This is a genomic window from Chromobacterium sp. FG89 (genome assembly GCF_057808735.1).
The window spans coordinates 41,006-58,103 of record NZ_JBMDIQ010000001.1; the positions used below are offsets into that span (position 1 = coordinate 41,006).

Here is a 17,098-nt window from a genome sequence, read left to right on the forward strand (position 1 = left end):
GACGAACGAGCATGCCCCCCGGACAATCATGGCTTTTGCCATTCCACGCCCGCGCGCGTGGTGGAGTGCCTTTGGATTCTCTCTCCGACTTCTTCCAGCCCGGCATCGAGCCCGCCTCCTTGCAGGCGGTGTCGCGCCTGACCGGCGCCTGGCCTTATCTCGCCGTCTTCGTCACCCTGTTCCGCGGCGGCGACGAAGAAGTGCTGATGCGGCTGCTGGTGTTGCGGGAACTGGGCGGCCGCGCCGAAGCGCCGCTATGGACGCCGCAGGAAATCGCCCAGCGTTTCGCCTATCTGAACGACACCAAGCTGGCCACCATCCTGGGCCGGCTGCGCGAGGGCGGCTTGCTGGTCTACGACAGCGACGGCGGCGCTTACCAGTTGTCCGAGGGCGCGCGCGTCGCGCTGGCGGCGCTGGCCACCATGGTGGATTTCGCCGGCGACGACGTGGAGCTGGGCTATCTGACCAGCCAGGTGGCCGCCGGCCAGGCGGTGGGCCAGGTCTCCGACGAAGCGCTCAAGCACCTGCTGGCGCGCCTGAACGAGCTGTACGCGGAATTTGAAGAAGCGCTGGAATCGCAGTCGGAGTTCCGCATCCGCGCCGCCCAGCACCGCCTGGAAGCGGTATGGCGCTGGGTGGCCAAATCCACCGAGGTGGTCAAGAGCCTGACCCAGGACGACACGCTGAGCCTGCTGGTGCTCAACCAGGCCCAGGCCATCGCGCTGGCGCAAAGCCGCATGCTGGCCCTGGCCGGCACGTTTGAGCGCCGGCTGGCGCAATTGGCCGCGCAGCGCGTGCATCTGGGCGGCTCCGGCCTGACCTCCACCGACATCGCCGACTGGCTGCGCCGCATGGCGGCCGGCCAGCTGGCGCACAAGCTGGACGCCTGTCTGTCCATCGCCCCCGAGCCCGCCTTCCTGTCCACGCCGGAACTGGCCGACGTGGCCGAATTCGAACTGCTGGCGCGCGAGCGCGCCAAGGCCGGCTCCATGACGCTGCCGGGCGGAGAAGCCGCGCCGCTGGCCGACGCGCCGGAAATGGAGCGCCTGCTGGAGGCCGAGGCCATGTACGACGCCTTGCTGGAACTGGGCATGTCCGGCGTGGCCGACGCCCACATCAGTCAGGCGGTGCTGGCCGACAGCTACAACGAAACCGCCTATCGGCTGTCGCTGCTGTCCCTGATCGGGGATCCGGAAACCAGCAACGACCAAAGCATCGTCGCCGCGTTGGCCAAGCTGCCGTTCAGTCTGCAAGGCGGCGAGAGCGTGATCGAGCCGGACCACCCGGAAGTGGCGTCGCTGTCCGACGCGCGACTGGTGGCCGCGGCCCAAAAAGGTTCTTAATGGAAACAGAAATCAAAACCCTGACCGCCCGTCTGCTGGCGCACCGGGTGGTGCCGCGCGGCGACGCGCTGGCGAAGAAGGCGCTGCTGGACGACAGCTTCCGCCTGGAGTTGGACAAGAGCCTGGCGGCCGTCGGCCTGCGCCTGGTGGAGAACCCCTACGCCGAACACCTCGCCGTGGCCTTGCTGCCGGAAATGACCGAACCGGTGTTCGGCTCCGGCGACGCCTGGCTCAACAATAATCTGGGCCTGCCGCGCGACGGCGTGGCGCTGCTGGTCATCCTGTGGTCCTTGATCATCCTGCCCAAGCGCGAACGCCAGATCGCCCGCGTGGAAGCTGGCAAGGAAAACCAGAGCGATATGTTCGGCGCGCAAAAGCCGCTGGAAACCGGCGAGGCCGTGTCCACCGGCGTGTCCGAGGACGCGCTCTACGCGGACTTCGGCAAGGCGCTGGGCGGCCGCACCCGCTTCAACGCCAACCTGGGCCGCCTGGTCAACCTGGGCTTCATCGTGCGCCGCAACCGCTGGCTGGACGAAGGGCCGATGCTGGACCTGATGATCGACTACGCCCAGCTGGCGCCGCGCATCATCGAAGGCGCGCTGGCCGACGTGCTGCTGCGCCGCGAAGGCCGCGACGCGCTGGCCGACAAGCGCGCGGAAGCGGCCGAGGACGGCCTGGACGCCGCCGCGGAGGCGGAGGACTCCGCCGGCCCGCTGTTTGACCTGCCGCCGGACGAGGACGCGGCCCACGAGGAGACGCGCTGATGTTCCAGATGAAATCGGTGGAAATGGTGCACTGGGACTTCTGGCAGCGGCTGACCGTGCCGCTGGACGCGCAGATCGTCACCATCATCGGCCCCAACGGCTCCGGCAAGACCACCTTGCTGGACGCGATGCGCACCCTGCTGGCGATCAAATGCTCGGGCAAGCGCGATTACAAGCGCTACGTTCGCAACAATAAGGAACCCTTCGCCTATCTGCGCGGCGTGGTGGACAATCCGCGCCGCCCCAGCGGCGGCCTGTATCCGACCCCCTTCTTCCCCATCGTCGCGGACGCCGTCACCCTGCTGTGCCGGGTCAAGAAACAGGGCGGGGACTGGGTGCGCCACTACGCCATCCTGGACGGCGACGTGCCGCTGGAGCTGGCCGAAGGCCAGGCCCAATGGATGGGCGTGCAGGAATACCGCCGCCGGCTGGAAATGGCCGGCCTGACCCCGGCGGTGGCCGAAGTGCTGGCGCTGGAACAGGGCGACACCGACAAGCTCACCGAATACAGCCCGCGCCAACTGCTGGACCTGGTGTTTCAGGTCTTCGGCGACAAGGACGTGTTGGACAACTACCAGCGCGCCCGCGACGAGCAGCGCGCCACCGAGCTGGAGCTGGAATCGCTGAGCCGTCAGGAAGAAGCGCTGCAGACGCGGGTGGAAACCATGAAGACCCGCGCCAACCGCTATCTGGAATGGCGGCAGTTGCAAACCGGCATCGCCCGGCTGCGCGACGAGGCGCTGCCGGTGCTGGCCTATCTGGACGCCAAGTCCGCGCTCGGCAATGTCTGGAAAAACTACCGCGGCAACTTCCACACGCTGAACCAGGCCCAGGGCGAGCACGCCGACACCCTGCAACTGGTGGCCAAGCTCAAGGCGGCGGAAGTGGCCGCCGACGCCTCGCGCAAGGCGGCCGAAACCGCCCGCGTCGGCGCGCAGGAAGCCTTTATGGCGGCCAAGGGCGAACACGCCGGCGTGGCCGGCCAGCTCAAGGAACGCGACCGGCTGCAAGCCTTGGCCAGCAAGGAATACGGCGCCGACGCCGCCCAACTGGCCGACAAGCTCTCCGCCTTGCGCGGCGAAGCCGAGCAATTGAAAGACGGCCTGCGCGAACTGAAAAAGCAGCGCCAGGATAGCTCCCAGCACCTGGAGGCGCTGGAGATAGGCCGCGGCCGCGCGCCGGAAGACGTGCGCCAGTTCAAGGCCGCGCTGGACGAGGCCGGCATCGGCCACCTGATGTTGTCCGACATCGTGGAAGTGCTGGACCCCAACTGGCAGGCGGCGGTGGAAGCGCTGTTGCGCGGCTATCGCCACGTGGTGCTGCTGGAGCGCGAATCCGACCGGCGCGAAGCCTGGCGCATCGGCGAGAAACTGCGCTACCGCCACTTCGTGGTGCCGGAGCGCAGCAGCCCGCCGCGCGCCAACGCCGGCAGCCTGATGGAAGTGGTGCGCTTCTCCGCCGACGCGCCGGAATGGCTGTATCGGCAATTGAACAGCGTCAGCCGCGTCGACGACGCCGAGCAGGGCGCCGACGTCAGCGGCGACTGGATCACCCGCGACGGCTATTTCCGCGAACGCCGCGGCGCGCGCCACATCGGCGTGCCGGCGCATGAGTTCGCCTTCGGCGAAGCCGCCCGCCAATCGCGGCTGCTGGCGGTGCGCGAGGCATTGAAAGCGCTGAACACCCGCATCCTGGCCGATGAAGAGCGGCTGGTGGCCGCCACGCGCGAAGCCGCCGGCCTGGCCGAATACCTGGGCGGCATGGACGCCATCCGCCAGCTGGACAGCCGCGCCGAAGAGTTCGCCGCGCTGGAAACGCGCAAGCAGGGACTGGAAAGCGAAATCGCCCGCCTGGGCGCGGCGCTGGGCCTGGTCAGCGCGGAGAAGGAAGCCGCCGACCAACGCTACAGCGACGCAAGGCTGGCACACGACCGCGTCTGCCAGCGCGAACAGGACAGCCTGGCCGCCTTCCGCCAAAAACAGCAGGAAGTGGAGCAGGCGCGCCGCCAAGTGCGCCGCCTGCTGTCCGAGCTGCGCGAATGGGCGGAGCGCTTGCCCGATGCGGCGCTGGCGGCGGATAACGTCGCGGCGCTCGAAAGCGAGTTCGACACCGCCGCCGACGCCAAGCACCAGCTCAATTACTTGGAAGAGCGGCTGCAAAGCGGAGACTGGGAGCAGGACGAAGCCGTGTTGGCCCTGAAGGACAAACTGGTGGAAGACCTGACCGGCCTGGACCGCGAGCGTCAGCGCCGCCAAAGCGAAGTGGACCGTTCGCGCGAACTCACCGACGAAGCGCGCGCCGCCTATATGGGCAAGCTGCGCGCCACCGTCCGCGTCTACGGTCAGAACGTCAAGCGCCTGGGCGAACTGGCCGGCATCCAGGTGGAAGTGGAACTGCCGCAGCTGTCCAACGACGACGCGGCGCTGGCCCAGGCCGGCCTGGTGCTCAAGTTCAACTTCGACCAGAAGGGCCTGATGGGCATGAACGACGGCGAAGCCTCCGGCGGGCAGCAGGTGATGAAGTCGCTGATCCTGCTGATCGGCCTGATGATGGACGAGTCCAACCCGTCCGGCTTCGTCTTCATCGACGAGCCGTTCGCCCACCTGGACATCTTCAACATCGACCGCGTCGCCGGCTTCCTCAAAGCCACCGAGGCGCAGTACCTGATCACCACGCCTAACACCCACAACATCAATATCTTCGCGCCGTCGGAGCTGACGCTGGCCACCCGCAAGAAGCGGCCGGGAGAGCAATGGGCGCCGCCCATTCTGCAAACCCGCCGCCGCGCGGACGGCGGCGAACCGGCTTGAGCAGACTGCGCAGCCGCCCCTAGGGGCGGCTGTTTTCTATTGGGCGGGCCGCTGTCGCTCACGGCTGGTTGTAGCTGTACTCGATGCCGTTGATCGTGGACTTGAAGCCGTAGCGCGGGAAGGCCGGGTTCGGCTTCTTGGCGAGGTAGGCGTCCGCCAGCGCCTCGGCCGCTTGCCGGTAGAACTTGATCTGGTTCTTGTTGTACCAGGGATCGTCGTGGGGATTGGGGCTGAATTTGTAGCTCTGGTCGCGGCCGCCGGCGATGTAAATGCGAATGCCGCGCGCGCCGGGGCCGGAGCCGCCGCTTTTTTGCTCCACATAGTTGAAGGTGATGCCGCTGTCCTTGTAATTGGGCAGGCTGCCGCTGATATTGGCTGCCAGCGCTCCGCCGGCGGTCAGCGACAGCGCGCTGACGGCGAGCAAGGCCGCGACGCGGCGGAACAGGAAGTTGAGTGAGGGATGCATGGCGCTCCTTTGGGTGATGGTTGAGAACCGTCGGCAAGCGAGCGGCCTTGCCGGCGAGGCGTTAGCGTCGTGAAATGGCGCTTAAATGTCGCCTATTTATACAAATGGCAATTATTTTTCATATTTAAATGCCATTTGGATTGTGAAGATAGGCGAGCGCGAGGCTATCAGCAAGCGCCGCATGCCAGTCCTTAAGGCCGGGCGGCGAGAAAGCGCTGATGAGGCGTTTGCGCGGCGGGCCGCGCTTGGACGGCGGATGGCGTCCCGCCGCCTCTGGCCTATGCTGAGAGGTAGGCATGAGCGTTGTGGGAAAGCGGGTTTGAAATGGAAGAACGCGATTTGGTGAGCAGCGCCATCCCCATGGCGCAACTCAAGCTGGAACTGCGCCCGAACGGCGTTTTGCGGATTTCGGTGTACGAGCTTGACGATGAGGAGCCGTTTTTCGTTTACGAGGCCAGCGATGACTTCGATCCCGAGGCGGTGCTGAGCGTCGCGGAAAGGCGGCTGGACCCGGTGCGGCTGGCCGTCTTCAAGCATGTGTTCTTCCCGGCTCAGGACGATGTCGAGGATGGACGGGAAGAGGGCGATAGGTAGAGAACTTCCGAGCAGCTTCGTCCATTGCAGGCCAACACCCCGCCCAGGCGGGGTGTTATTTTTACGCTGATCGCCATGGCTTTGGCCCTGATGAACCGGCAAGTACAATCTTGGTCGTGCCGCGCAACTGGCGGCGCTTGGTTTGGCGACCAAATGCAAGAAGGAGGCGGACATGCTGCGCTCGCAGCGTCTTGATGTCCATGTATCACCAGGATTTTGCCGGATCGTATCTGGGCAGGATATGGCGAGGATGCCTCCGTGCATGCCGGTTCCTTCTTGCCGGTTCGCCAACCTTGTCATGCCCTGTCTTCCCTAGAAAGGCCTGAAGTTCACGCCAAGCGTCATCCGGATTTCGAAAGAGGCGTGCTTGTTTGTGGTGCCAGTAGCTATTCTTTGCACCGAACGGCTGAGGGAGGAAAGAGTGGAGGGGCTAAATGCCCACCGATTGCCTTCTGTCGGTTTTCCACCTCTGCTTTTTCCTTCCACCCTATGGGTCATGGAGCAGTTGCTTAAACAATCCAGACGCAGACATGTGTTTTTCCTCTGTCCTCAGTTCTTTCTAAAGTTTTTTCTTTGCGTCCGTCCTGAACGGTTTGCTGATGGCTTTACCTTGACCCTCCTGACTTCCCAAGTGACAATTCTCTCGTGCCGCTGAATGCGCGGCGCTGGGTTTAGCGACCCAAATGCACTGATACCTCTGCTGAGAGTGGTCTTCTCACGCCTATTTGAACCAACGTAGTTGTGTTTCCTATGGCAGGCAGTGGCAGGGAGGCCTTTATGGTCTGCCGGTCTTCAGTGCGCCGGTTCGCTAACCCTGTCACGTGCCTGCCGTATCCGCTTAGCGACGGATATCAGGCGTTAACGTCAGCACTGGAGACCGCCATGTTTACGTTGTTACGCCCCCTCCCGAATTTCCCTTTTTTCTTCTTGTGGTGTCGTGTTTCTTTCCGTTCTTTGGAGGCCCGGCCATGACTGCGCTGCCGCTTGCCGCTTCTTCCCTGAGCCCGCGCCGGGAGCTGGCCCGCACCTTGAGTCGTCTGCATCAGATGCGGATGGAGCACGAGAGCCTGGCCTTGATCGACACCCAACTAGCCTGGTTGGACCACGCGATCGGTGAAATCGACGATGCCATGGACCACGTCATCCAGTGCAAGCAGGCCCTGGCCTTGCTGCTGCAACTGCTGAGCCTGAGCGGGCAGGCGCAATTGCCGGGCCGTACGCTGTGGGCCTTGCTGGAGCCGGTGCAGCGACGCTTGGCCGAGGCTTGCCACGCGCTGGACGATCAGTTCGACCGGCCGCGAGCCTGAGTCCGCGCCAAGACGCCCAAAGCCCGCCTGGGGGCGGGCTTCGGGTACTGATGGATGGCCCGGTCCTGGAACCGGGCGCATGCGCTTAGAACCTGTTGACGATCAGCTGCGCGTCGGTAGAGACATTGTGCGATGAGCGCCGTCTTCGAAATGCTCATGTACCGTATGTACATTCCGCTTTCTCAGCCGTTTTCGCCTTGTCTCGCCTTAGCTCGCGAGATCGTAAACATGTTCTTAGCGCAGGTTCAACGCTTTGATCGCGTTGTTGATTTCATCCGCCAGGCGCACTTCCTGACCCAGCTGCTCGTGCCATTGCTGGTTCTGGAAGAAGGCGTAGCGCGCCTTGGAGTTGTTGCCGGCTTGCCAGCCGTCTTTCAGTTGGCCGTCGAAGAAGAACTGTTCCAGCAGCGCGTGGCCGGCCGCGTGGGCCTGGTTTTGCGCGTGCTGCTCGTGCAGGCGCGGCGCGCCCACCAGATGCAGTTCGATATCGCGGCCCTGCTCTTCGTAGCGGCCCTGGATCGGGTGCTCGAACACCAGCGGCTGCAGCGTGGCGTGGGTGATGGTGGCGCGGCCGGTGATATGGCGCGACGGGGTGTACACGGTCAGATCCAGCCGCAGGTTCAGGCCGCCCGCCTGGCCGGGTTTGTTGACGTTGTAGCTGACGATGAACAGGCCGGATTTTTGATCGCGATCGATAGTCATGTTTGGACTCCTTGAGATCAATAACATCAGAGAAGTTGGAGCGCCCGGTGGGACGCCCAGGCCCAATGGCGATGTGCGAGCCGCGGCGGTAACCGCTGCTGCCCTGTAGTTATATAACCTTTGATTTTATTTTCTGCCGTACTTAATGGCAGTTGGAAATAAAGAGGAGATGGGGCTTGCGCGCGGGCTTAGGGAGGGGAGGGGCAGGAAAGCGCGCCGCCGGGGCCGGCGGCGCGAGGGAAAGTCAGGCTTGTTGCTCAAAGCGCACAGGCTGTTTGCCCAGGCGCTTGGCCCGCACCACCACGGTGCCGGCGATCTTGTCGTGCCAGCCCTGTTTGCGCGCGTCCAGGCCCACCCAGATCAGGCCCAGCAAGAAGGGGAAGCAGGATACGAAGTAGCCGAGATAGCGCAGCGCCGCCTGCATCGGCGTCATCGGCGCGCCGGTTTTGGCGTCCACGATGCGCGCGCCCAGCAGCATCTTGCCCGGCGTGCTGCTCTTGAACCACCAGAAAGCCAGCACCGCCGCCGCCGGCAGCACCCAGTTGACCATCAGGCCGGCCAGCGGGCTCAACTCGAAGCCGCCTTGCATCATGAAGGCCTGCATCGTCCAGCCGTCGCCGCTTTCCGCCACGCGGCGGGTTTCGCCGCCGCCGCCGGCCAGCAGCCAGATCGCCGGCGCCAGCGCCAGGCACAGCAGCAGGGTGTCGATCAGGCTGGCCAGCACTCGCAGCCAGAAGCCGACGTATTCCAGTTCTTCGGCGCCGTCTTGCATCTTCAATCCTCCAGATTGGGTTTGTGCTTGGCCGCCACGCGCAGATAGTGTTCGGCGGAGTATTGGAAATAGGCCAGCTCTTTGTCGGTCAGCGGCCGCGCCTGCTTGACCGGGTTGCCCAGATAAAGATAGCCGGACTCCAGCCGCTTGCCCGGCGGCACCAGGCTGCCGGCCCCGATCAGCACCCGCGGTTCTATCACCGCGCGGTCCAGCACGATGCTGCCGATGCCGACCAGCACTTCGTCGCCTATGGTGCAGCCGTGCAGGGTGACGTGGTGGCCGATGGTGACGTTGCGGCCTATCACCAGCGGCGCGCCGACGGGGTCCGCTGCGCTTCTGTGGCTGACGTGCAGCATGGCGAAGTCCTGGATGTTGGAGTTCTCGCCTATGCTGATGGCGTTGACGTCGCCGCGTATCACCGCACAGGGCCAGACCGACGCGCCCTCCGCCAACGAGACTTCGCCGATGACCACGGCAGCCGGGTCGATGTAGCAGCTGTCGTGGATCTGCGGCTGATGCCCGTCATAAGGGCGGATATTGCTTTTCATCGGTCTGTCCTCATCTGAAATCGGGTAAAGTTCCTATCATACCCCCACAGGATGCCAATATGAGCCAGAACCCCTTGCTGGACTTTTCCGGACTGACCCGTTTCGCGGAGATCAAGCCGGAGCACATTTCCCCCGCCATCGACGAATTGCTGTCCGCCGCGCGCGCCGCGGTGGCGCGGCTGACCGCGGAGCAGGGCGCGCCCAGCTGGGAAAGCTTCGTCGATCCGCTGACCGACGCCACCGAGCATCTGGGCCGCGCCTGGGGCGTGGTGGGCCATCTGAACGCGGTGGTGAACACGCCGGAGCTGCGCGAGGCCTACAACAGCAATATCCCGAGAATTTCCGAGTTCTGGACCGAGATGGGCCAGAACCTGGAGCTGTTCGCCCGCTTCAAGGCGCTGGCGGCCAGCCCGGAGCACGCCGGCTACAGCGCGGCGCGCAAGAAGATCGTATCCAACGATCTGCGCGATTTCCGCCTGTCCGGCGCGGAATTGCCGCAGGCGGAAAAAGAGCGCTTCGCCGCCATCCAGACGCGGCTGGCGGAGCTGTCCGCCAAGTTCGAACAGAACGTGCTGGACGCCACCGACGCCTTCAGCCTGTATATCGAGGACAAGGCCGAGCTGTCCGGCGTGCCCGAGGATTCGCTGGAACTGTTCGCCGCCGCCGCGGCCGGCGACGACAAGAGCGGCTACAAGATCACGCTGCAATTCCCGTTCTACTTCCCGGTGCTGCAGTACGCGGACAACCGCGCGCTGCGCGAAAAGCTGTACCAGGCCAATGTGCAGCGCGCGTCGGAGTTCGGCCCGGCCGAACGCGACAACAGCCCCATCATCCGCGAAAAGCTGAAACTGGCGCGCGAGGAGGCCCAGCTGCTGGGCTTCGCCAACTTCGCCGAACTGTCCCTGTTCACCAAGATGGCGGAAAGCCCGGAACAGGTGATCGCCTTCCTGCGCGATCTGGCCGCGCGCGCCAAGCCGTTCGCGGTCAAGGACCGCCAGGAACTGGAGGCCTTCGCCGCCGCCGAACTGGGCCTGGCCAAGCTGGAAGCCTGGGATCTGGCCTACGCCGCGGAAAAGCTGCGCGTGGCGCGCTACGCCTTCTCCGAGCAAGAAGTGAAGCAGTACTTCCCGGAAAGCAAGGTGCTGCCCGGCCTGTTCGGCGTGGTGTCCACGCTGTTCGGCATCGAGGTGCGGCCTAGCAGCGCGCCGGTCTGGCATCAGGACGTGCGCTTCTTCGACATCCACAAGGATGGCCAACTGGTCGGCAGCTTTTATTTCGACCTGTACGCCCGCGACGGCAAGCGCTCCGGCGCCTGGATGGACGACGCGCGCGGCCGCCGCCGCAAGAGCGGCCAGGTGCAGACCCCGATCGCCTATCTGACCTGCAATTTCACCCGCCCGGTGGGCGACAAGCCGGCGCTGTTCACCCACGACGAAGTGATCACCTTGTTCCACGAGTTCGGCCATGGCCTGCATCATATGCTGACCCGAGTCGACGAACTGGGCGTGGCCGGCATCAACGGCGTGGAATGGGACGCGGTGGAGCTGCCCAGCCAGTTCCTGGAGAACTTCGCCTGGGAATGGGACGTGGTGCAGGGCATGACCCGCCATGTGGACAGCGGCGCGACCTTGCCGCGCGAGCTGTTCGACAAGATGCTGGCGGCCAAGAACTTCCAGAGCGGCATGGCCACGGTGCGCCAGCTGGAGTTCGCGCTGTTCGACCTGCAGCTGTACAGCGTCTTCGACGCCGACAAGGGCGATTGGCTGGCCCTGTTGGAAGAGGTGCGCGGCGAGGTGGCGGTGAACTTCCCGCCGGCCTACAACCGCTTCCCCAACAGCTTCAGCCACATTTTCGCCGGCGGCTATTCGGCCGGCTATTACAGCTACAAGTGGGCGGAAGTGCTGTCCGCGGACGCCTACGCGGCTTTCGAGGAGGCCGGCGGCGCCAATGCGGACACCGGCAAGCGCTTCTGGGACGAGATCCTGGCGGTGGGCGGCAGCCGTCCGGCGCTGGAATCCTTCCGCGCCTTCCGCGGCCGCGATCCGCAGATCGACGCCTTGCTGCGCCATTCCGGCATGGTGGAAACAGTTTGAAACGGCCGTTTTATGCTGAGGGAAAAATATTCCGGGCTTTGTCGGAACTCTTGTGAAGCGCCGCGGCTCTAATTTTTTGCTCAGTGGGTTATCTCCAGAGCAGCAAGCGAGCCAGACGCATATCAGGGTAGATTGATATAGTGTCTATTGCGCGCCTCCGTGTAGACGGAGGCGCCTTTTTTTTGCCGCGGATCGCGCGGCTAAAAAGATTCAGTCGTCCCGCTCTGGTTTGGCGGGCGGCGTCAGCGGCTGCAGGGTGTGGCGGTGCTGGAAGGTAGGGGTCCGCATCGAGAACGGCGGGGTCAACGGCGCCAGACGAGGGCGGTTGGGGTTGCGCGTTGGGCATAATGCCTGTTGCGCGTCGTGCTGCTTGTGCTTGATAGTCAAGAACTTGCTCCGGTTACGACGACGCTTTCGATCATAGGCCGGGGTTCCGGGCCTTGGCAAATTCCCGTCGTCCGGCTGTTGTTTATTTGTTTAAACACTTTTGTTTAATCAAGCATCAAATAATCGACGCCATCGACTGTCGCCGCCCAAAGCTTGGCAGTGCCGCGCGCTGCGGTTATGGTGTCGGCCTTTGCATGAAAAACATTTGGAGAGCCCGCCGATGCGTTTTGCCACCTGGAACGTCAATTCCCTCAAGGTCCGCCTGCCGCAGGTGATCCAATGGCTGTCGGACAGCCCGGTGGACGTGCTCTGCCTGCAAGAACTGAAAATGGATCAGGACGTGTTTCCCTTGGCCGAGATCGAAGCGGCCGGCTACCGCGCGGCATGGTTCGGTCAGAAAACCTACAACGGCGTGGCCATTCTGGTGCGCGCGCCGCTGGAGCTGGAAGACGTGGTGCTCGGCATCCCCGATTACGGCGACGAGCAGCGCCGGGTGATCGCCGCCACGGTGAACGGCATCCGCGTGATCTGCGGCTATTTCGTCAACGGCGAGGCGGTGGATTCGCCCAAGTATCCGTACAAGCTGGAGTGGCTGGCCAATCTGGAGCGCTATGTCGCCGCGGAGCTGCAACGCCACCCGCAGTTGCTGCTGTTGGGCGATTACAATATCGCGCCGGAAGACCGCGATGTGTACGACCCGGAAAGCTGGCACGAACAAGTGTTGTGCAGCACGCCGGAACGCGAATCCTTCCGCCGCTTGATCGCGCTGGGCCTGAGCGACAGCTTCCGCCTGTTCAATCAGGAGGAGAAGCAGTACAGCTGGTGGGATTACCGCGCGATGATGTTCCGTCGCAACAAGGGCGTGCGCATCGACCACATCCTGGTCAGCGACGCCTTGAAGCCGCGCGCGCTGGAATGTGTGATCGACAAGGCGCCGCGCAAATGGGAGCGTCCGTCCGACCACACTCCGGTGGTGCTGACCCTGGCCGATTGAGCCTAAAGGCCGGCCGCGGCCGGCCTATCCGCCAGCTTTCTTGGCTTGCCTCAAAAATATCGCCGGCCGGTTTTGCTAGTCTGGAGCTTTCTTGCTTTCAGATGGCTGCGCGATGACCCAAAACCACCCCAAACTGCCGGTAGACCCGTATTACGAGGGCGTGCCGGAATACATGACCCAGGTGTACGACTGGGCTTACGTCAACCCGCGCAAGGCCGGCTGGCTGGATCGCAACCTGGTGGTGCGCGTCTTGTTGTTCTTCAACGATCAAAGGCTGATGCGCGCCTATCTGGAGCAGATCCGCCCCGGCGACAAGGTGTGGCAGGTGGCCCATGTCTACGGCGACCTGGTGCAGCGCGCGGCGGACCGGGTGGGCGGGGACGGGCGCTTCGTGCTCACCGACATCACGCCGGTGCAGATAGAGCACGCCGAGCGCAAGCTGCGCGATCGCCCCCAAGCCGCGGTGGTGCGCGCCAACGCCGGCAATCACCGGCTGGAGTCCGACGATTTCAACTTGATCTGCAGTTTCTTCCTGCTGCATGAGGTGCCGGATCATCTGAAGCGCGCCATCGTCGACAATATGCTGTCCCAGGTGCCGCCCGGCGGCCGCGCGGTCTTCGTCGACTACCATAGGCCCAAGCCGTGGCAGCCGATAGGCTGGCTGCTCAAATGGGTGAACCGCGTGCTGGAGCCGTTCGCCGAGGCCTTGTGGAACCATGAGATTCGCGACTACGCGCAAGAGGCGGACGGCTTCGACTGGAGCAAGCGCACCCTGTTCGGCGGGGTGTACCAGGTGACGACGGCGAAGAGGAAGCCTTGAGGGCGCGCCGTACTTGACGTTACACGGGCTTACAAGCGACTAACAGACCCGGGACGGGGGCAGGGCTAGGATACGTCTCAAGGAAGCGCCGAATCCGGCGCGATGTGATCGGTGAACGGGAGCCCAAGGCTCCCAAGCCTGAAACTGGAGATGCATCATGAACAAACTGACTCTGCTTGCCCTGACCGCCGCTTTCGGCCTGAGCTCCGCCGCTGGTTTCGCCGCCGAAACCGCCAAACCGGCCGCTTCCGCTCCGGCAGCCAAAATGGCTCCGGCCGCCAAGAAAGCTGAAAAGCACCCGGCCAAGATCCACCACGCCAAGAAAGGCGAAAAGGTAGCCGCTTCCGCTCCGGCGCAAAAAGCCCAGGCCGCCAAGGCCGAAGCGTCCGCTCCGGCCAAGGCCAAGCACGCCGCCAAGAAGCCGCACGCCAAGCATGCGAAGAAGGCCGCTTCCGCCGCCGCCCAGAAAGCCCAGGCCGCCAAGGCTGAAGCTTCCGCTCCGGCCAAGAAGCACGCCGCTAAAAAGCCGCACGCCAAGCACGCTAAAAAAGCCGCTTCCGCTCCGGCGCAGAAAGCCCAGGCCGCCAAGGCCGAGGCCTCCGCTCCGGCCAAGAAAGTAGAGAAAAAGGCCGCTCAACACAAGAAGCACGCCGGCAAGGCCAAGAAGGCCGCTGCATCGGCTGCCAAATAAACCGGACCTCGCGTCTGGCTCGCTAAAAAAAACAGGCCCCTCAGGGAGGCCAAGACTCAAAGGAGGCCGCGGCCTCCTTTTTCTTTTTGAACGGGACCGCCGGCAGGACAGGCGCGCCCGGCGGCCTTATGCTGTTACACTCAAACGCTTCGATGCCGGCCGCATGCCCCGGCTTGCAACCGCTTTCGTCCATTGATTTCGCGCTTAAGGAGCTTCCATGCTAGCCGCCCCGCAAGTTTCCGCCTTCCTGCCGCCGCGCCGCATTCTGATGGGGCCGGGCCCGTCCGACGTTTATCCGGAAGTGCTGGCCGCCCAGGCCCGCCCCACCGTCGGCCATCTGGACCCGCTGTTCGTCGGCATGATGGACGAGGTGAAAAGCCTGCTGCAATACGCGTTCCAGACCGCAAACCCGATGACGGTGGCGCTGTCGGCGCCGGGTTCGGCCGGCATGGAAGCCTGCTTCGTCAACCTGGTGGAGCCGGGCGAGAAGGTCATCGTCTGCCGCAACGGCGTGTTCGGCGAGCGCATGCGCCAGAACGTGGTGCGGCTGGGCGCGGTGCCGGTGCTGGTGGACAGCCCCTGGGGCCAGCCGGTGGATCCGGACGCGGTGGAGAGCGCCTTGAAAGCCAATCCGGACGCGCGCTTCCTGGCCTTCGTTCACGCCGAGACTTCCACCGGCGCGCTGTCCGACGCCAAGACGCTGTGCGCGCTGGCCAAACGCCACGGCTGCCTGAGCATCGTCGACGCGGTGACCTCGCTGGGCGGGGTGGAGCTGCGCGTGGACGAATGGGGCGTGGACGCGGTGTATTCCGGCAGCCAGAAGTGTCTGTCCTGCGTGCCCGGCTTGTCGCCCTTGTCTTTTTCGCCGGCGGCGGTGGACAAGCTGCAGGCGCGGCAAAGCCCGGTGCCCAGCTGGTTCCTGGACCAGACCCTGGTGATGGCCTACTGGGGCGGCGGCAAGCGCAGCTACCATCACACCGCGCCGGTGAACGCCTTGTACGCGCTGCACGAATCGCTGCGCCAGCTGGCCGGCGAGGGCCTGGAGGCGGCTTGGCGGCGCCACCGCGACATGCATCTGATTCTGCGCGCCGGCCTGGAGAAGCTGGGGCTGAGGTTCGTGGTGGACGCCGCGGCGCGCTTGCCGCAGCTGAACGCGGTTTATATTCCCGAGGGCATAGACGACGCGGCCACGCGCAATCGTCTGTTGCAGGAGTACAACCTGGAGATAGGCGGCGGCCTGGGCGATCTGGCCGGCAAGGCCTGGCGCATCGGCCTGATGGGCTACGGCGCGCGCCGCGAGAACGTGGCGCTGTGCCTGAAGGCGCTGGAGAGCGTGTTGAAGTAAGCGCGGCCTGTGTCCGGCGGGCGCGCGTCAGCGCGCGCCGCGCCGCCGGGAGATGAAAAACGCCATCCGCGAAGGATGGCGTTTTTGCTGCCGCGGGAGGCGGATCGGCTTATTTTTCGACGAAGGCGCGTTCGATCGCGTAGTCGGCCGGTTCGCCCATGCGCGGGGATTCCTTGAAGCCCATGCCGTTCAGGATCTCGCACAGATCGTGCAGCATGGACGGGCTGCCGCAGATCAGCGCGCGGTCGTGTTCCGGGTTCATTTGCGGCAGGCCGATGTCGGCGCACAGCTTGCCGCTGGTGATCAGGTCGGTCAGCCGGCCCTGATTGCGGAAGGGCTCGCGGGTCACGGTCGGGTAGTAGATCAGTTTCTCGCGCACCATCTCGCCGAAGAATTCGTTTTCCGGCAGTTCTTTGGTGATGTAGTCGTGGTAGCCCAGCTCGCTGACCCAGCGCACGCCGTGGGTCAGGATCACTTTGTCGTAGCGCTCGTACACGTCCGGGTCTTTGATGATGGACATGAAGGGGGCGAGGCCGGTGCCGGTGGACAGCAGGTAGAGGTTTTTGCCGGGCAGCAGATTGTCCTGCACCAGGGTGCCGGTGGGCTTCTTGCTGATCATCACGGTGTCGCCCACCTTCAGGTGCTGCAGGCGGGAGGTCAGCGGACCGTCCTGCACCTTGATGCTGTAGAACTCCATGTGTTCTTCGTAGTTGGAGCTGACGATGGAGTAGGCGCGCATCAGCGGCTTGCCGTTGACTTCCAGACCTATCATCACGAACTGGCCGTTGATGAAGCGCAGGCCGGCGTCGCGGGTGCAGGTGAAGCTGAACAGGGTGTCGTTCCAGTGATGGACGGACAGGACCTTTTCGGAGGTCAGGTTGGGAGAGGACATAAGGTTTGCTGCTCGCTAATTTATGAAGTAGAAGCTCGAAAAGTATGGGGCCGATTTTAACCGGTTTGTCGCTTCGCCGCTTGTTCTTACTGGGCAAGGCCGGCGATATCGACGTTAAATTCAATTGGAACAGCATGTTAACCGACATTGCCGTCGCCGCCGAACGATTGTTTTCTGATGTGTTTATCGCTGCGCGTTATTTGTCCGCGACGCAATGAAAGAGGGCGTCACCGTGGCGGGACGCCCTCTCGGACAACTTACAGAGAAAGACTATGCGCTTTACCCTTGCAGAACCGCACGACCACCGCTTTACCGCAAGGCCGTTACCAAAGAGCGGGCTGTACAAGACAGCGCTACGACGATGCCGTGTCGTGGCGGCGCCGCCATCATGGCAGCTTGCCGCGCACCGTGTCCTTGATGGACATCACAGAAAGACCAACCGCTTCTTTCTTAATGGGCAAATCGACAAACGGTAATCACAAGTTTATTGACTCTGGATTTGGCGGACCGGCCTGGCCGGTGTTGCATGCGCTCCGTCTTGGAGGCTGGCTTGGCGTTGCGGACTGTGCC

The 17,098-nt window shown here is 64.0% G+C and carries 17 protein-coding genes; 11 read left to right on the forward strand and 6 right to left on the reverse strand.

The genetic code is table 11. The annotated features are described in order from the left end of the window. Positions 1-65 precede the first annotated feature (65 nt). Genes ACODRW_RS00200 through ACODRW_RS00210 form a run of 3 tightly spaced genes read left to right on the forward strand, consistent with a single transcriptional unit; the run spans position 66 to position 4,917 of the window. Complete coding sequence (locus tag ACODRW_RS00200) at positions 66-1,343, forward strand: hypothetical protein (protein WP_488904910.1); 1,278 nt, start codon at positions 66-68, stop codon at positions 1,341-1,343. Next, on the forward strand, positions 1,343-2,107 hold the full coding sequence (locus tag ACODRW_RS00205; protein ID WP_488904911.1) for a hypothetical protein: 765 nt from the start codon (positions 1,343-1,345) through the stop codon (positions 2,105-2,107). Before ACODRW_RS00200 ends, ACODRW_RS00205 begins: the two co-directional genes overlap by 1 nt. Then, entirely contained in the window at positions 2,107-4,917 is a 2,811-nt protein-coding gene (locus ACODRW_RS00210; protein WP_107800681.1) for an ATP-binding protein, read from the forward strand. The genes ACODRW_RS00205 and ACODRW_RS00210 overlap by 1 nt, the downstream gene beginning before the upstream one ends. A 58-nt stretch (positions 4,918-4,975) precedes the next feature. Here ACODRW_RS00210 and ACODRW_RS00215 read toward each other — a convergent pair whose 3' ends face one another. Then, on the reverse strand, positions 4,976-5,383 hold the full coding sequence (locus ACODRW_RS00215; protein ID WP_488904912.1) for a hypothetical protein: 408 nt from the start codon (positions 5,381-5,383) through the stop codon (positions 4,976-4,978). A 324-nt stretch (positions 5,384-5,707) separates the two neighbouring features. On the opposite strand from ACODRW_RS00215, the gene ACODRW_RS00220 reads away from it, so the two are divergent. Together ACODRW_RS00220 and ACODRW_RS00225 are read left to right on the forward strand one after the other, a co-directional pair. Continuing rightward, positions 5,708-5,977 (forward strand): hypothetical protein, encoded by a 270-nt coding sequence (locus ACODRW_RS00220; RefSeq protein ID WP_488904913.1) that lies wholly within the window; start codon positions 5,708-5,710, stop codon positions 5,975-5,977. A 968-nt stretch (positions 5,978-6,945) separates the two neighbouring features. After that, positions 6,946-7,284, forward strand: coding sequence for a DUF1484 family protein (locus ACODRW_RS00225; RefSeq protein WP_488904914.1), 339 nt, complete (start codon positions 6,946-6,948; stop codon positions 7,282-7,284). A 234-nt stretch (positions 7,285-7,518) separates the two neighbouring features. On the opposite strand, the gene ACODRW_RS00230 is transcribed toward ACODRW_RS00225, so the two are convergent. The 3 genes from ACODRW_RS00230 to ACODRW_RS00240 all read right to left on the reverse strand — a co-directional run bounded on the left by ACODRW_RS00230 (position 7,519) and on the right by ACODRW_RS00240 (position 9,306). Next, positions 7,519-7,986, reverse strand: coding sequence for a DUF1842 domain-containing protein (locus ACODRW_RS00230; protein ID WP_043589836.1), 468 nt, complete (start codon positions 7,984-7,986; stop codon positions 7,519-7,521). A 244-nt stretch (positions 7,987-8,230) separates the two neighbouring features. Next, complete coding sequence (locus ACODRW_RS00235; RefSeq protein ID WP_488904915.1) at positions 8,231-8,758, reverse strand: RDD family protein; 528 nt, start codon at positions 8,756-8,758, stop codon at positions 8,231-8,233. A 2-nt stretch (positions 8,759-8,760) separates the two neighbouring features. Continuing rightward, positions 8,761-9,306, reverse strand: coding sequence for a gamma carbonic anhydrase family protein (locus tag ACODRW_RS00240; RefSeq protein ID WP_107800675.1), 546 nt, complete (start codon positions 9,304-9,306; stop codon positions 8,761-8,763). Positions 9,307-9,365: 59 nt separating this feature from the next. Between ACODRW_RS00240 and ACODRW_RS00245 the strand changes: the two genes are divergently transcribed. After that, on the forward strand, positions 9,366-11,399 hold the full coding sequence (locus tag ACODRW_RS00245) for a M3 family metallopeptidase (protein ID WP_107800674.1): 2,034 nt from the start codon (positions 9,366-9,368) through the stop codon (positions 11,397-11,399). A gap of 210 nt (positions 11,400-11,609) precedes the next feature. On the opposite strand, the gene ACODRW_RS00250 is transcribed toward ACODRW_RS00245, so the two are convergent. Further along, the gene (locus tag ACODRW_RS00250) at positions 11,610-11,786 is read right to left on the reverse strand and encodes a hypothetical protein (RefSeq protein WP_158274345.1); all 177 of its coding nucleotides are present in this window, start codon (positions 11,784-11,786) and stop codon (positions 11,610-11,612) included. 220 nt (positions 11,787-12,006) lie between these two features. Here ACODRW_RS00250 and xth point away from each other — a divergent pair, with 220 nt between their 5' ends. From xth to ACODRW_RS00270, 4 genes are all read left to right on the forward strand, one after another. Next, positions 12,007-12,780: an exodeoxyribonuclease III gene (gene xth / locus ACODRW_RS00255; RefSeq protein ID WP_107801970.1), complete on the forward strand. Its 774-nt coding sequence runs from the start codon at positions 12,007-12,009 to the stop codon at positions 12,778-12,780. Positions 12,781-12,892: 112 nt separating this feature from the next. Then, complete coding sequence (gene rquA, locus ACODRW_RS00260; RefSeq protein WP_107800673.1) at positions 12,893-13,600, forward strand: rhodoquinone biosynthesis methyltransferase RquA; 708 nt, start codon at positions 12,893-12,895, stop codon at positions 13,598-13,600. Between the two features lie 157 nt (positions 13,601-13,757). Beyond that, the gene (locus tag ACODRW_RS00265) at positions 13,758-14,291 is read left to right on the forward strand and encodes an acid-shock protein (protein WP_107800672.1); all 534 of its coding nucleotides are present in this window, start codon (positions 13,758-13,760) and stop codon (positions 14,289-14,291) included. 217 nt (positions 14,292-14,508) lie between these two features. Then, positions 14,509-15,636, forward strand: a complete 1,128-nt coding sequence (locus ACODRW_RS00270; protein ID WP_488904916.1) for a pyridoxal-phosphate-dependent aminotransferase family protein — start codon at positions 14,509-14,511, stop codon at positions 15,634-15,636. A gap of 109 nt (positions 15,637-15,745) precedes the next feature. On the opposite strand, the gene ACODRW_RS00275 is transcribed toward ACODRW_RS00270, so the two are convergent. Beyond that, entirely contained in the window at positions 15,746-16,528 is a 783-nt protein-coding gene (locus tag ACODRW_RS00275; RefSeq protein WP_019104206.1) for a ferredoxin--NADP reductase, read from the reverse strand. 44 nt (positions 16,529-16,572) lie between these two features. On the opposite strand from ACODRW_RS00275, the gene ACODRW_RS00280 reads away from it, so the two are divergent. Beyond that, a complete protein-coding gene (locus ACODRW_RS00280; protein ID WP_158274344.1) occupies positions 16,573-16,746 on the forward strand; it encodes a hypothetical protein in 174 nt (57 codons plus the stop codon). Positions 16,747-17,098 lie beyond the last annotated feature (352 nt).

Coding starts and splice junctions, on each gene's coding strand:
- ACODRW_RS00220 (WP_488904913.1), top strand. CDS start 5,708: ATGGAAGAACGCGATTTGGTGAGCAGCGCCATCCCCATGGCGCAACTC.
- ACODRW_RS00265 (WP_107800672.1), top strand. CDS start 13,758: ATGAACAAACTGACTCTGCTTGCCCTGACCGCCGCTTTCGGCCTGAGC.
- ACODRW_RS00215 (WP_488904912.1), bottom strand. CDS start 5,383: ATGCATCCCTCACTCAACTTCCTGTTCCGCCGCGTCGCGGCCTTGCTC.
- ACODRW_RS00205 (WP_488904911.1), top strand. CDS start 1,343: ATGGAAACAGAAATCAAAACCCTGACCGCCCGTCTGCTGGCGCACCGG.
- rquA (WP_107800673.1), top strand. CDS start 12,893: ATGACCCAAAACCACCCCAAACTGCCGGTAGACCCGTATTACGAGGGC.
- ACODRW_RS00245 (WP_107800674.1), top strand. CDS start 9,366: ATGAGCCAGAACCCCTTGCTGGACTTTTCCGGACTGACCCGTTTCGCG.
- xth (WP_107801970.1), top strand. CDS start 12,007: ATGCGTTTTGCCACCTGGAACGTCAATTCCCTCAAGGTCCGCCTGCCG.
- ACODRW_RS00240 (WP_107800675.1), bottom strand. CDS start 9,306: ATGAAAAGCAATATCCGCCCTTATGACGGGCATCAGCCGCAGATCCAC.
- ACODRW_RS00280 (WP_158274344.1), top strand. CDS start 16,573: ATGGGGCCGATTTTAACCGGTTTGTCGCTTCGCCGCTTGTTCTTACTG.
- ACODRW_RS00235 (WP_488904915.1), bottom strand. CDS start 8,758: ATGCAAGACGGCGCCGAAGAACTGGAATACGTCGGCTTCTGGCTGCGA.
- ACODRW_RS00230 (WP_043589836.1), bottom strand. CDS start 7,986: ATGACTATCGATCGCGATCAAAAATCCGGCCTGTTCATCGTCAGCTAC.
- ACODRW_RS00225 (WP_488904914.1), top strand. CDS start 6,946: ATGACTGCGCTGCCGCTTGCCGCTTCTTCCCTGAGCCCGCGCCGGGAG.
- ACODRW_RS00210 (WP_107800681.1), top strand. CDS start 2,107: ATGTTCCAGATGAAATCGGTGGAAATGGTGCACTGGGACTTCTGGCAG.
- ACODRW_RS00270 (WP_488904916.1), top strand. CDS start 14,509: ATGCTAGCCGCCCCGCAAGTTTCCGCCTTCCTGCCGCCGCGCCGCATT.
- ACODRW_RS00275 (WP_019104206.1), bottom strand. CDS start 16,528: ATGTCCTCTCCCAACCTGACCTCCGAAAAGGTCCTGTCCGTCCATCAC.